Origin of the sequence: Pseudomonas sp. SWRI22 (genome assembly GCF_014268395.2) — a bacterium.
Taxonomy (GTDB): Bacteria; Pseudomonadota; Gammaproteobacteria; order Pseudomonadales; family Pseudomonadaceae; genus Aquipseudomonas; species Aquipseudomonas paracarnis.
Map to the genome: position 1 here is coordinate 26390 of NZ_JABWQK020000002.1, position 13445 is coordinate 39834.

At 59.9% G+C, this 13445-nt stretch carries 10 protein-coding genes; 5 read left to right on the top strand and 5 right to left on the bottom strand.

Annotated features, from left to right (window positions below; all coding sequences use genetic code 11):
- Positions 1-40 precede the first annotated feature (40 nt).
- The gene (locus tag HU730_RS17515; RefSeq protein WP_186527705.1) at positions 41-1189 is read left to right on the top strand and encodes a pyridoxal phosphate-dependent aminotransferase; all 1149 of its coding nucleotides are present in this window, start codon (positions 41-43) and stop codon (positions 1187-1189) included.
- Positions 1177-1968: an amidohydrolase gene (locus tag HU730_RS17520; protein ID WP_054897810.1), complete on the top strand. Its 792-nt coding sequence runs from the start codon at positions 1177-1179 to the stop codon at positions 1966-1968. The genes HU730_RS17515 and HU730_RS17520 overlap by 13 nt, the downstream gene beginning before the upstream one ends.
- Positions 1969-2139: 171 nt before the next feature.
- On the opposite strand, the gene leuA is transcribed toward HU730_RS17520, so the two are convergent.
- A complete protein-coding gene (gene leuA / locus HU730_RS17525) occupies positions 2140-3819 on the bottom strand; it encodes a 2-isopropylmalate synthase (protein ID WP_014719812.1) in 1680 nt (559 codons plus the stop codon).
- Between the two features lie 43 nt (positions 3820-3862).
- Here leuA and HU730_RS26755 point away from each other — a divergent pair, with 43 nt between their 5' ends.
- Complete coding sequence (locus tag HU730_RS26755) at positions 3863-4084, top strand: hypothetical protein (RefSeq protein WP_229999534.1); 222 nt, start codon at positions 3863-3865, stop codon at positions 4082-4084.
- A 133-nt stretch (positions 4085-4217) separates the two neighbouring features.
- On the opposite strand, the gene HU730_RS17535 is transcribed toward HU730_RS26755, so the two are convergent.
- The 4 genes from HU730_RS17535 to HU730_RS17550 all read right to left on the bottom strand — a co-directional run bounded on the left by HU730_RS17535 (position 4218) and on the right by HU730_RS17550 (position 11667).
- Positions 4218-8231, bottom strand: a complete 4014-nt coding sequence (locus tag HU730_RS17535) for a membrane-targeted effector domain-containing toxin (protein ID WP_186527706.1) — start codon at positions 8229-8231, stop codon at positions 4218-4220.
- A gap of 330 nt (positions 8232-8561) precedes the next feature.
- The gene (locus HU730_RS17540) at positions 8562-9383 is read right to left on the bottom strand and encodes a M23 family metallopeptidase (protein ID WP_057975063.1); all 822 of its coding nucleotides are present in this window, start codon (positions 9381-9383) and stop codon (positions 8562-8564) included.
- 3 nt (positions 9384-9386) lie between these two features.
- Complete coding sequence (gene xseA, locus HU730_RS17545; protein ID WP_096143337.1) at positions 9387-10766, bottom strand: exodeoxyribonuclease VII large subunit; 1380 nt, start codon at positions 10764-10766, stop codon at positions 9387-9389.
- 10 nt (positions 10767-10776) lie between these two features.
- Entirely contained in the window at positions 10777-11667 is an 891-nt protein-coding gene (locus HU730_RS17550; protein ID WP_054897805.1) for a LysR family transcriptional regulator, read from the bottom strand.
- 100 nt (positions 11668-11767) lie between these two features.
- Here HU730_RS17550 and HU730_RS17555 point away from each other — a divergent pair, with 100 nt between their 5' ends.
- Entirely contained in the window at positions 11768-12535 is a 768-nt protein-coding gene (locus HU730_RS17555) for a sulfite exporter TauE/SafE family protein (protein WP_054897804.1), read from the top strand.
- A gap of 137 nt (positions 12536-12672) precedes the next feature.
- Complete coding sequence (locus HU730_RS17560; protein WP_005791157.1) at positions 12673-13221, top strand: hypothetical protein; 549 nt, start codon at positions 12673-12675, stop codon at positions 13219-13221.
- Positions 13222-13445: the final 224 nt, after the last annotated feature.

Sequence of the window (13445 nt, forward strand, 5' to 3'; positions counted from 1 at the left end):
TTGCAGCTTAAAACTTGCAGCTCACCCGAAGGGGGCTCCCATGATCAGCAGTAAGCTGCCAAACGTCGGCACGACCATTTTCACCACCATGTCGCAACTCGCCGCCGAAACCGGCGCGCTCAATCTGTCCCAGGGTTTTCCCGATTTCAATGGTCCGCAGGGTTTGCTCGATGCAGTGGGTAAGCACATCGCCCTCGGTCATAACCAGTACGCCCCCATGACAGGCCTGCCGGTGCTGCGTCAGCAAGTGGCGGCCAAGATCGCCCGCAGCTATGGCGTCACGGTGAATGCCGACACTGAAGTGACCATCACGCCAGGCGCCACCGAGGCGATTTTTTGCGCCATTCAGGCGGTGATTCGCAGCGGTGATGAAGTCATCGTGTTCGACCCCAGCTATGACAGCTACGAGCCTTCGGTTGAACTGGCCGGTGGCCGCTGCGTGCATGTGCAACTGAGCCTGCAAGGCTTCGCCCTGGACTTCGAGAAACTCAAGGCTGCGCTTTCACCGCGTACGCGCATGATCATCCTCAATAGCCCGCACAACCCCACCGGTGCATTGATCAGCCGTGTCGAGCTGGACCAGTTGGCCGAACTGATCCGCGACCGCGATATCTACCTGGTCAGCGATGAGGTCTACGAGCACCTGGTATTCGACGGTGTGCCCCACGTCAGCGTATTGGCCCATCAGGAACTGTATCAGCGCGCATTCGTGGTCAGCTCATTCGGCAAGACCTATCACGTCACAGGCTGGAAGACCGGCTACGTGGTCGCGCCACCGGCCCTCAGCGCCGAACTGCGCAAGGTGCATCAATATGTCAACTTCTGCGGCGTCACCCCTTTGCAGTACGCTTTGGCGGACTTCATGGCCGAACACCCGGAACATGTCGAAGAACTGCCGGCCTTCTATCAGGCCAAGCGGGACCTTTTCTGCGACCTGTTGGCGCCATCGCGCTTGAGCTTTACCCGGGTGACCGGCACTTACTTCCAACTGGTGGATTACTCGCAGATACGCCCAGACCTGGATGACGTCGCCATGTCCCTGTGGATGACCCGCGAACATGGCGTGGCGACCATTCCGGTTTCGGTGTTCTACCAGCACCCACCCCAAGGCCAGCGCCTGGTGCGCCTGTGCTTTGCCAAACGCGAGGAGACGTTGCGACAAGCGGCGGAAAAACTATGCGTGATCTGAGTGTACTGCCCAATCTGAACATTGCCCTGGTGCAGACGAGCCTGGCCTGGCATGACCGGCATGCCAATTTCGAACACTTCGAGTTGCTGCTGGAGCAGGCCAAAGGCGCCGACTTGATCGTGCTGCCAGAGATGTTCACCACCGGTTTTTCGATGGAATCAGAAGCTCTCGCCGAGCCGGAAAACGGCCCCACCCATCATTGGCTCCAGGCCCAGGCGGCAAAGTATCAGGCCGTGATTACCGGCAGTGTGATCATCCAGGCCGCCGATGGCAGCCACCGCAACCGTCTGCTGTGGGCGCGGCCGGATGGTGAGGTGTTGCATTACGACAAGCGCCACCTGTTCCGCATGGCCGGTGAACATGACCATTACACCCCAGGTGAACGTCAGGTGCAGTTCGAGTTGAAGGGTTGGCGCATTCGCCCGCTGATCTGCTATGACCTGCGCTTCCCGGTGTGGAGCCGCGACGCCCAGGATACGGACCTGCTGCTGTACACCGCCAACTGGCCGGGCGCTCGGCGTCAGCATTGGAATCGGCTGTTGCCGGCGCGGGCCATTGAGAACCTGTGTTACGTGGCGGCGGTGAACCGGGTGGGCACCGACGGCAAGGGGTTTGCCTACACCGGCGATAGCCAGGTGTTGGATTTCCAGGGTGAAACCTTGCTGAGTGCAGGGGAAGCGGACGGGGTGTTCCAGGTGATCCTGGATGCGGCGGAGCTGGCGGCTTACCGTACACGATTCCCGGCGAATCTGGATGCCGATAGCTTTCAGTTAGTCTAAGGCTCTTAGATTGTTCCCACGCTCTGCGTGGGAACGCCTCTTGGGACGCTCTGCGTACCGCTTCTAAGGGCGGACGCAGAGCGAGCGTCCAGGGCTGCATTCCCACGCAGAGCGTGGGAACGATCAGGCCCCTGGATTCTCACCCAGGGGCCTTTTGCATTACGGCAATGCTTACGCCGCTTTGGCTTCCAACTGGCTCAACGAACGGTTCAGCGCACTGAACAGCGCTTTGAAGCTGGCGGTAGTGATGTTTTCATCGATCCCCACACCATGCACCGGGCGTTCGCCGTTCACGCGCAGTTCAATATAGGCCGCCGCCTTGGCATTGGTACCCGCACCAATCGCGTGCTCGTTGTAGTCCATGATCTCCACGCCAATCGGCAGGCCCGCTACCAGCGCTTCCAACGCACCGTTGCCTTTGCCCTTCCAATGCAGATTGGTTTCGCCCTGGCCTTTGCCGGAGACTTCCACCTCGACAAAGCTGTTGCCGTTCTCTTCCTGCAGGCGGTGGCTGACCAACGCATACGGCGTGTTGGCTTGCAGGTATTCACGCTGCAGCAAGGCGTAGATCTGTGGCGCGGTCATCTCCAGGCCCACGCGGTCGGTTTCGGCCTGCACCACCTGGCTGAACTCGATCTGCATGCGACGCGGCAAGCTGATGTCGTATTCCTGCTCCAGCAGGTAGGCGATACCGCCTTTGCCCGACTGGCTGTTCACGCGGATCACCGCCTCGTAGCTGCGGCCAATATCGGCCGGGTCGATCGGCAAGTACGGCACTTCCCACAGCGCATCGTCTTTCTGCTGCGAGAAGCCTTTGCGGATCGCGTCCTGGTGGGAACCGGAGAATGCGGTATGCACCAGGTCGCCGACATACGGGTGACGTGGGTGCACCTGGATCTGGTTGCATTCCTCGACCACTTTGCGCACGCCGTCAATGTCCGAGAAGTCCAACTGCGGGTCCAGGCCCTGGGTGTACATGTTCAGTGCCACGGTGACCAAGTCGACGTTACCGGTGCGCTCGCCGTTTCCAAACAGGCAGCCTTCCACACGGTCGGCGCCGGCCATCAGGCCCAACTCGGTGGCCGCCACGCCAGTGCCACGGTCGTTGTGGGTGTGCAGGCTGATAATCACGCTGTCGCGACGGTTGATATGGCGACCGAACCACTCGATCTGGTCGGCATAGATATTCGGCGTGGCGCACTCGACGGTGGCTGGCAGGTTGAGGATCATCTTGTGCTCAGGCGTCGGGTTCCACACCTCGATCACCGCGTCGCAGACTTCCTTGGCGAACTCCAGCTCAGTGGCGCTGAAGGTCTCTGGGGAATATTCGAAGGTCCACTGGGTTTCCGGCTGCTGGGCGGCGTATTTGACGAACAGCTTGGCGGCGTTGACCGCGATGGCCTTGATGCCGTCCTTGTCCTGGTTGAACACGATGCGGCGGAACGACGGCGAGGTGGCATTGTACAAGTGCACAATGGCTTTCTTGGCGCCGCGCAGGGATTCGAAGGTGCGTGCGATCAAGTCTTCACGGCCCTGGGTCAGCACCTGGATGGTGGTGTCCTCGGGGATGTGGTTGTCTTCGATCAGGGTGCGCACGAAGTCGAAGTCGGTTTGCGACGCGGCCGGGAACGAGGCTTCGATTTCCTTCACGCCAACGGCCACCAGGGTCTTCCAGAAGCGCAGCTTTTTCACCGCGTCCATCGGCTCGATCAGCGACTGGTTGCCATCACGCAGGTCGGAGCTGCACCAGATAGGCGCTTGGGTGATGGTTTTCGACGGCCAGGTACGGTCCGGAATGTCGATGGTGGGGAACGCGCGGTACTTCGAAGACGGGTCTTTGAGCATGCTCATCGGGAAATCCTTGGTTGTAGGGGCCGAGAAAAGGCGGCCTGCCGTGGAACTGTTATTGGGGATAAAACTGAGGGCGAGGCAGATCGATTCAGCCTGGCAGTCGTGCGCTGACAAGGCACAGGCTGCGGTGCTGGCGGAGCTGAATGAGGGTGTGAGAGGTTTTCATAAGCCCAACCCTAACCGTGGCCAAGTGAGATGGCAAGGTGGTCAGGAAAAATTGATAGATTTTCTGTATAAAACAAGCTTTATGAATATTTATTGCTAACAGTGTCTTGTTTTCTTCACATTGTTGCGCTGCTGTAGGTGGTGGCGCAATTTTGGTGAGGAGGTTTTCCCGTGGCGCCGCATGCGGCAGTGAAGGGCTCACCATCGCGCAAACAACGCACGACGGTGATTACTCAAATCACTTTATGGAAGATCTGATAATCCCCTGCCGTAAAGCTATCCGTGACGTTGGCCCCGGGATCCCTTGGTATTGACGGGCCGCTGATGGCAACACTCTTGTTGAATGCTTTGTCCGGGTAAACGCCTATGCCCACCCCTCCAGTGAGTTCCGCCAGACCTGGAACGTTTCGGGCTGTGTTCATATGGGCCCGGCCTACCAAGGCGAGTACTTTTTCGCCCGGCTTGCGTGTTTCCAAGATACGGGTCGCGAAGTAATTGAATTCTTGCAGGCGCGTAATGCCGTTGTCGTTGTCCCCAACGTACTTGTAGAAATCGGGCATATCCGATCGGCGGGTCAAGTAGTGGTGCTCGAGGGATTTGACGGTGATTCCATTGTCACTGGCAAGTTGAACCAGTTCCGAGAGCGTGGGAGACGCGCCTTGAGGACGGTGGCCACCCATGCCCACATCCATGAGCTGGCCCGCGGCATTGGTTTCGACACCTTCAATATAAAACGTGGTAACCCCCGACTCTTTGAGGGCCTGCATATTCTCTTTGAGCATCTGGAAACTGGCGATTTCGTTATGGCGCTCGCCCAGTACCACCACATCAGTGATTTCGTAGGCCTTACGCAACAGGTCGGCCGGCGAGGTGCCGGGTGCGAGCTCCAGCCGGGACGGGCGCGGCGGCATCTGGCCTTGAGTGAGCATGTTCTTGTAGAAGTTATACAAATCCCGCCTGAACCAATACCTGGCCAGTGGCAGGGTTTTCGGGGTGAAGTCTGCTTCGACCAGCCGCCCTCTGTTGAGGCTGAAATACTCGGCGTCTGGTAACGCTGGTCGGGCAGGGGCCTCGGCGCCTGTCGTCGAAGCTCCCGGTGTCGGCGTGGGGGCTCCACCGGGCAGTTGATTCAGGCGCCATTCACCGTTGCCCGCATGTTGTACAGAGGCGACGATTCTGCTGCTTTTGGGCGCAGTTGCTGGGACGTTCGGGTCGATGATATTGACCCAGCCACTGCGAGCGTGAAAGGCTGAATCGATCTGATAAACCCTGCTCACGCGGGTACTGTCGGTAAATCGGATGAACCACTCGTCGCCAACGTTATAGGTACCGTCACTCCTTAGCGTCCGGCCGTTGATCATATCGCCAGGCCTGGCGTACGCACTCAAGTCGCGCTCGGGAATGACGGCGTCGTTGGGCGTGCGTGAGCCAGCGATAGTGTTGCCGGTGCTGGCTAAGGGTCGTGCCGGCACTGGGCTGACGGGCGCAGGCAGTGCTCTTGGCCCTGGGCGCGGGGTCATCGCGCCTGTCGCCGTCGACGACTTGAATACCGGGCGTAGGGGGGCCGCGCGAACATTGGAGATACCCGCCGCAGACAGGGTGAAATCACTGTAGATCGCCCGTCCCAGGCCGGGTCTTTTGATCAGGTGCGGCAACACTCTGCTGTTGGCGCGCAGTGCGCTGATGCCGGCTTTGCCCAGACGAAAACCCGCAGACACGCCTTTGCCAGCCACCGGTATCAGGTCGGTAAAGATCAATGCCACTTCAATGCCGAACTCGATTTTGTTCTTGAGCGATTGCCGTGCGACCTCCGCACTGCTTACGGACTGGTGGTCCGCTCGGTCGATCGCCATCTGTACGTGTTGCTTGTACAGATGGTCTTGGAAATCACCTTTTATGGGCTCAAGGCGAGTGGCGCCTCCCAGCAGCTTGATCGACGAGACCGCCAGCTCGGGGGACATCAATTTCGTTGGGCTGTACGCAGCTTCTTTAAGCGCTCCCTTGAACTGATCGACCTCATCTTTACTGACGGGTGATTTTCTTTGCGCGATATAGGTTGCCCACTCTTTTTTCTCCAGGAGGGTGTCGAGGGCCTTGTGGTCCGCGACTTCGCGATAAGTAATGCCGTCGGGAGCCTTGGGGGTGTACAGCACCAGCGATGGATCTGTCTGGTTGCCGATCACCATCACGCCCTGCACCGCTAGCCCCCTGTGGAGCAGGCTGTTGGCGACGATGGTTTTCCCATCGACTTGAGGGCGGGTGGCCGGGTCGGGGTGAGTCAGTACCGCATCCGCCCACTGCGCCGCGCGTTTATGGATGTTGTCGCTGGCCAGTTCCGTATAGGCGTCGGGGCTGAGTTCTGCCAGAAACGCCTCTTTGTCCATCGCGTCTGCCAGATGAGCTTTCCACGCTGTGCGCAAGTGCACAGCACTCCCCGATTGGGCATCTGGGGCCATTTCCTGTTTGAGCAGTTTGGTGTATTCGCCCCCGACATCGGCGGTATTGACCAGTGCCTTGAGATCGTCGGTATCCAGGGTAACCGGCTTGCCGCTCAGGTCTCGTACGGGCTTGCCGTGCTTGTCGCGCAGAGGCAAGGTCATTTTCTCATCGGTGTATACACCTCTTTCGACGGCAGGGAAGCCACTGGGATTCTTCAGCGCCAAGTCGGTCAGGGACACCGCGTCTTGTTTCGAATAGAGGGGTTGGCCAGTCCCTCTGCCGCCGTGGATGGCGGTGCGGGTGTGGACCTGCACCATGAGTTGATCCGCATCGATTTCTGCTGCCGGGTATCGCTGTTTGATGGCTGCATTCAGGCGGTCACGGGCGAAGGTGTTCAGCGCCGGGATTTTTTCAAGCAGGGGCGTCAGCGCATCCAGGCTCCGTTCCTGCGCCTTGTCCAAGTGCAAAAACAAGGCTTCTTGAAAGGGGCTTAGATTCTTCAACCATTCGGGTTGGAGTTTGTCGGTCAGTTTGGCGTCCCGGGCCAGCATGGCGTTGGTGCCATCGGTGAGGTACGACCAGTCGGCCGCATTATCGATACCTTCCAATGTGGCACTGTCGAGAAGGGGGTTGACGGTTTTGCCTGGCGCCAATGCTGTGCTCAGGTGGGTATTAATGTCTGCCCGCTGGCGTTTGAGCATCCAGGGGATGGATTGCGCCAACACATCCCCGGCCGATGGCTCGACACTGGACATCAGATCTTTTCCGGTAATAGGGTCGGGCCTGTTTTGCAGAGCCGGGGGCAGGCCTTGCAGCAGCAACTTGGCCTCGACACCGCCCTGGTCCAGGCGGCTGGCCAAAGCCTGGCGCGCCTGGGCCGGCGTTGCGAATTCCTCGAAACCTTCGCTGGGCGTGTACATCACGACGGGGCCATTGTCATCGTTGAGCGCAAGTGCGCGCCCATTCGGCCAGGTGGGCGGCGTAGCATAGGAGCCGTCTTTTCGGGTGATGAGAAAGGCCCCTGGCAGCATCGCGCCATGTTCCGTTTGGTCATCCACAGTGACGGGGTACACCCCTAAGCGATCACCGTCGGTGAAGCGTTTTTCCCGGTCTTGCAGGGTGGGGTAGCGCAACGCGGAGTCGATCAGGTCTTTGCCGGTCGCGCTCAGGGTGCCATCGCTCAGGCGCAGTGAGGCGAGGATCGACAGCTGTTTTTTGTGCAGGAACAACAGTTGCTCTTGCGGCGGCATCTGGAGCGTCGGCTGATTTTCCACCGGCCGCGGTGTGCTCCAGTATTCTTCAAGCGCCTGCGGGTATTGCGTGGCAATGCTGCGAGCAATGGATTGCAGCGTGCCTTCGGTAAAGGCCGGTACCGCCATGTCGGCAATGGTTCGTCGATAAGTGAATTCAGTGCTTATGCCTCGCTCCGGGCGCATCAACGCATTCGGGTTGGCCTGGATGTCGCGGATCATCCTGGCCAGTGCAGCCATCAGGGGCTCTGAAGAGGCCAGTGATTCGCGTCCATCGCCCACTCTGTAGCGATTGAAACTGAGCATGTCCGGATTCAGCGGCCTGATCGCGGGGAAGGCCTCCTCAAGTTGCGACTGTACAAAGGCCTTGAAGCCGGGTTGCTGGCTATGCAGGCGTTGCTTGTCTTCAGTCAGCATCGCGTGTTCAGCGGTGAACTGTGTTTCATTGCTGGGTTTGAAATGCTTCACCAACTGCGGGTATCGCATTTTCGCCGGGGTAATACCTGACGAGGCGGGAGTAGGCGGGTCATCGGGGGCGTAATTGGCGGCGGCGGGCAAGGGGGCTGATGCAGGTTGTTGCAGAGTTGCGGGTGGTGTAGGCGGGCTGGTCGGGGGGGTACCGGGTGAGGCGTGAGATGAGGTCAGGAGGTTTTGCGAATGTCGCTCTGACAGTGCTGGGGTAAGTGACATGGAAAGAGTCTCATGGGAATTGGATCTCCAATGCTCAGGTCCTGCTCATTACGTCCGTGTAAATCGCTGGTTGAGTGAGTCTCGGGTGTCGGATGGTTCATCGCAAAAGTGTAAGAAGATCACAATGCATTGCAGCGAACCTCCGGCAGATCAGGCGCCAGCGCAGGAAATCACTGACGCCCCTCACGGCCACGGTATTCAGGGTTGAAACGCGCCGATAAAAATCGCCGGATCTACCCGTGCATCGTTCAGGCTGACGTTCCAGTGCATATGCGGCCCGGTGGCCCGGCCTGTCGAGCCGACTTTGCCGACTACCGCACCGCGTACCAGTGGCTGACCCACCTTCACATCGATCTTCGACATATGGCAGAACATGCTGATAAAGCCCTGGCCATGATCGACAAACACGGTATTGCCGTTGAAGAAGTAATTGCCGACCAGAATCACCTTGCCATTGGCGGGTGTCTTGATCGGTGTGCCGGCCGGTACGGCGAAATCCAGGCCCGAATGCGGGTTGCGTTCTTCACCGTTGAAGAAGCGGCGCACCCCGAATTTGCTCGAAAGCGGCCCGTTCACCGGTTTATCCAGCACCAGGTTGCTAGGCAGGTTCGGGCTGAAGCTGCGGTAAGCCTTGAGCTGCACTGCCAGTTCGCCTTCGATGCGCTTGAGCTGGGCCGGGTCAGGGTTGACCTGGCTCTTGTTCTTCAAAGTGATGCGCTGTTCCGGATACTTCTTGTAACCGACGATAAACGGCAGGTTGCGCCCACCGCTGCTGATGCGCTCGTTGCCAGGCTTGACCGTTAACGGGATACCGACAATCGCCAGCCAGTTGTCCTGCTCCTTGACCACCAGCACCGGCTTGCCCTGGTAGGTGGCTTTCGGCGCCGTGGCCGAAGGGCCTAGTTCGACGACGGCCACGCCGCCTGGCACCGGTTTGTTCAGGGTTCGCGTGATGTAACTGTCGGCGTGGGCGTTAAATGTGAGGCACAACAGCATCAACAGGCTCAGTAGGCGTGGCATCGATCAATCCAATAATGAAAGGGTGACGGGTGTCAGGTGGTTGTCTTCCACCCGCACTTGCAATTGGCCTTCACCCAGGCGCGCGGTGAGGCGCTGGCCGGTGTGGGTTTGTGCGGCATTGCGAATCGCCTGGCCGCGCTCGTCCAACAGGATGCTGTAGCCGCGGCCCAGGGTCGCCAGCGGGCTGACCACCTGCAATGTCTGCACTTGGCTCTGCAGTTGCAGACGCCGAGCCTTGAGACCTTCACGCATGGCGCGGGGCAGGCGTTCGGCGAAGCTGTCCAGGCGCTGGCGCAAGAGTGCCAGTTGACGGCCGGGGTGCTGGCCGGCGAGGCGGGTTTCCAGGCGGATCAAGCGCTCGCGACGGGTATTGAGGCTACGCTCAAAGGCGCGGCGCAAGCGCATGTCCAGGTCATCCAGGCGCTGGGCCTGCTGGCGCAAGCGCTCGCCCGGGTGACGCAGGCGCCGGGCCATGCCTTCCAGGCGCAGGCGGCTGTGGCTCAGGCGGTTGCGCATCAGCATTACCAGGCGGCGCTGCAGGTTTTCCACTTGACGCACCAGATGGCTGGCGTCGGGAGCCAGCAATTCGGCGGCGGCGGAGGGAGTTGGGGCGCGGACGTCCGCCACGAAGTCGCTGATGGACACATCGGTTTCATGACCAACGGCACTGACGATAGGGGTAACGCAAGCATCAATTGCGCGGGCCACCACCTCTTCGTTGAAGCACCACAAGTCTTCCAGGGAGCCACCGCCACGGGCCAGGATCAGCGCGTCGAAACCCCGGGCGTCGGCGAGTTTCAGCGCCCGCACGATCTGCGGGATTGCTTCGCGGCCTTGCACGGCAGTAGGGATCAGGGTCAGTTCAACGTTCGGCGCGCGGCGGCGGAATACGCTGATGATGTCGCGAATTACCGCGCCGGTGGGCGAGCTGATAATGCCGATGCGCCGAGGATGCGCCGGCAGCGCCACTTTGCGTTCGGCACTGAACAGGCCTTCGGCGCTCAGCTTTTCCTTCAGTGCATCGAAGGCCAGGCGTAGCGCACCATCACCGGCCGGCTCCACGGTATCGAGGATCAGTTGGTAATCGCCGCGGCCCTCGAACAACGAGACCTTGCCGCGCACCTTCACCGCCAGGCCATCCTTCAACGCCTGGCGTACCCGCGCCGCATTATTGCGAAACAGCGCGCAACGCACCTGGGCGCCACTGTCCTTGAGCGTGAAATACACATGGCCGGAGGCCGGGCGGGCGAGGTTGGAGATCTCGCCTTCCACCCAGATATTGGTGAACACGTCTTCCAGCAACACCCGCGCGCGGCCGTTGAGTTGGCTGACAGTCAGGACTTCGCGGTCCAGGCCCAAGCGGGCAAAAGGATCTTTAATCATGGGCGGCAGTTTATAGGCATTCGTGCAGGGTTTGACAGAATTGCTCCACCAGCGCGTTTGGCGCTTGCGCACAGGCCAGGGCTACGGTGCTGTCGCAGTCAGGGTCGGCCAAGGGCAAAAATTGCACGTTGGGCGGGGCGATGTCCTGCATGGATTTTGGTAGCAAGGCAATACCGAAACCGGCCTGGATCAATTGCAACTGCGTGGTCTTGCGCGACATTACCCGCGCCGCCTTGGGGAAAAAACCTGCACGCATGCACAATTCAGCCGACAGATAGCTCAGCCCGCCGCGCTGAGGGTGGGGGATTGAAATAAACGCCTCATCCTTGAGTTGCATTAACTCGACCGCTGCGTTGCCGCGTGCCAAGGGATGACCCGCAGGCACTGCCAGCGCCAACGGCTCGGTGTACCAAGGCACCACGCGCACGCCTTCGCGCTGGCGCAACACCGGCAACCGCAGCAGGCCGACGTCCAGGCGGCCCTCGACGATTTCCTCCAGTTGGGCTTCGGAGGAGAGTTTGACGATATCCATCGACACACCCGGGCAGCGCTCCAGCCACGTGCTGATGCCTTGCAGTAACGCGCCGCTCATCGGCACGGTGCTCGAATGGCTCAGGCGCAAGGTGCCGAGTTGGCCCTGGCCCACTTGTGTCGCCAGGTCGCTGGCCTTGAGCAACTCACTCAGCAGGTTGCGCGCCCGTGGGTAGAAGGCTTCGCCGGCGGCCGTCAGCCTTGGCTGGCGTGCAGTGCGTTCGAACAGTGGGGTTTGCAGTTGAGATTCAAGCTCCTTGATCTGCCGGCTCAAGGCTGATTGCGCCACGAACAGGCGCTCGGCGGCAGCACTGAAGCTACCGCTGTCGGCGATTTCGACGAAATAACGCAGTTGCCGGGTGGAGATCAAGAGTCATGCCTTTTTGAGATGAGTAGCGAGCCTGGAAGATATTAGTCGCAACCCTTGCCGATGGCTAAAGTGAACGGCATCTCAATAGAAGGAATAAGTCATGAGCCCGGTTGAGCTGATGAGCCAGTGGACTTTCGGCGGTATTGATTGGCTGGTGATCGGCCTGGGCGTGACGGTGGCTTATATCGTGTTCGGCATTGCCGGGTTCGGCACGGCGCTGGTGGCGGGGCCGATCCTGATTTTATTCATGCCGCTGTCGAAGATCATCCCGTTGCTGGTGCTTCTGGACTTTGTCGCGGCGTTTGGCGGCCTGCTGCAAACGCGGCGCGATGTGAACAAGCCGGAACTGTTGCGGTTGCTGCCCTGCATGGCCATCGGCTGCACCCTGGGCGTGGTGTTTTTGCTCAACCTGCATTCGGACCTGTTGCTGTTATTGATGGGGCTGTTTATCAGCGCCTACGCGATTTACAGCCTGGCGGTGAAAGCAAGGCCGACTCAGCTGGCGGCGGGCTGGTCGATTCCCATGGGCACCGTTGGCGGCCTGTTTGGGGCGCTATTCGGCAGTGGCGGCTTCTTATATGCGATTTACCTGAACAGCCGTTTGCCCAAGGACGCTGCGCGGGCTACGCAAAGCGCGCTGATCAGTTGCAGCACGGTCGTGCGTTTGAGTCTGTTCCTGATTGCCGGGGTGTATGCAGATTTGCCGTTATTGATGTTGGCGGTTTGCCTGTTGCCGGCGATGGCCCTGGGGTTGTGGTGTGGGCGCAGGCTGACGATGCGGCTGTCCCGTGAGGCGTTCGTGCGGTTGGTGACCTGGCTGGTATTGGCCAGCGGTATTGCGTTGATCGGACGGTATTTGAGTACTTGACCTGATTTTTTCAGGGATTAAGCTGCCGTCCTCCCGGGCGTCATCGCGGGCAAGCCCGGCTCCCTCAGTTGATCGCGTTCCAATGTGGGAGCCGGGCTTGCCCGCGATGGCGCCAATAGTCACACCGCAGGACTTCCATGAACTCCCAAAGCATCCTTGTCCCGAAAATCTCCACCTTGCCGGTCCACGAACCCCGCGCCCGGGCGATTGTGCGCTGGCTGGTGCGCAAGAACATCATCAAGGAAGAGCTCACCACTTGCGGGCGTACCGGCAACCGCATGGGCTACGCCCTGGCCGATGGTGCCCGCGCCGTGGTGCTGCACCCCGAAGCGCTGCCGTTCAACGAGCCGGTCAATGGCCTGGAGATCATCTACAAGCGTTGCATCTACACGCCGGCCAAGGGGTTCCTCGAAGAAGCGGGCTGCCCGGAGTGCCTCAAGGAAGTCGGCGAGGCGCTGTTTGAAAGCCTGGAAGACTGGATGCCTGGCCACACCGATAACTTCACCTGCCCGCTATGTGGGCATGAAGACGACATCAATGGCTTTCTGTTCCTGCAGGAATGCGGGTTTTCCAACCTGGGATTCATTTTCAACAACTGGGCGGAGGCGGGCTTCAAACAGAGCTTTATCGACGAGTTTGCCGATTGGCTCGATCAAAAAATGAGCTGGGTCAAAGTCGAACTGTAACTTTTTGCCGAACACGATCGTTCCCACGCTCCCGCGTGGGCAACGCCGCATGGGACGCTCCGCGTCCCGTTGTTGTCGGAGATTTTGAATCCTGCCCCAAGGCGACGCGGAGCGTCACCAGAGGCATTCCCACGCGGAGCATGGGAATGATCGGGGCGATGAAATTACCCATCTATCAGTATTACCAAGTTTGTCAGAGTTTTACATTGAGCCCGGCAGGGTGC

Coding starts and splice junctions, on each gene's coding strand:
- HU730_RS17515 (WP_186527705.1), top strand. CDS start 41: ATGATCAGCAGTAAGCTGCCAAACGTCGGCACGACCATTTTCACCACC.
- HU730_RS17520 (WP_054897810.1), top strand. CDS start 1,177: ATGCGTGATCTGAGTGTACTGCCCAATCTGAACATTGCCCTGGTGCAG.
- leuA (WP_014719812.1), bottom strand. CDS start 3,819: ATGAGCATGCTCAAAGACCCGTCTTCGAAGTACCGCGCGTTCCCCACC.
- HU730_RS17540 (WP_057975063.1), bottom strand. CDS start 9,383: ATGCCACGCCTACTGAGCCTGTTGATGCTGTTGTGCCTCACATTTAAC.
- xseA (WP_096143337.1), bottom strand. CDS start 10,766: ATGATTAAAGATCCTTTTGCCCGCTTGGGCCTGGACCGCGAAGTCCTG.
- HU730_RS17555 (WP_054897804.1), top strand. CDS start 11,768: ATGAGCCCGGTTGAGCTGATGAGCCAGTGGACTTTCGGCGGTATTGAT.
- HU730_RS17560 (WP_005791157.1), top strand. CDS start 12,673: ATGAACTCCCAAAGCATCCTTGTCCCGAAAATCTCCACCTTGCCGGTC.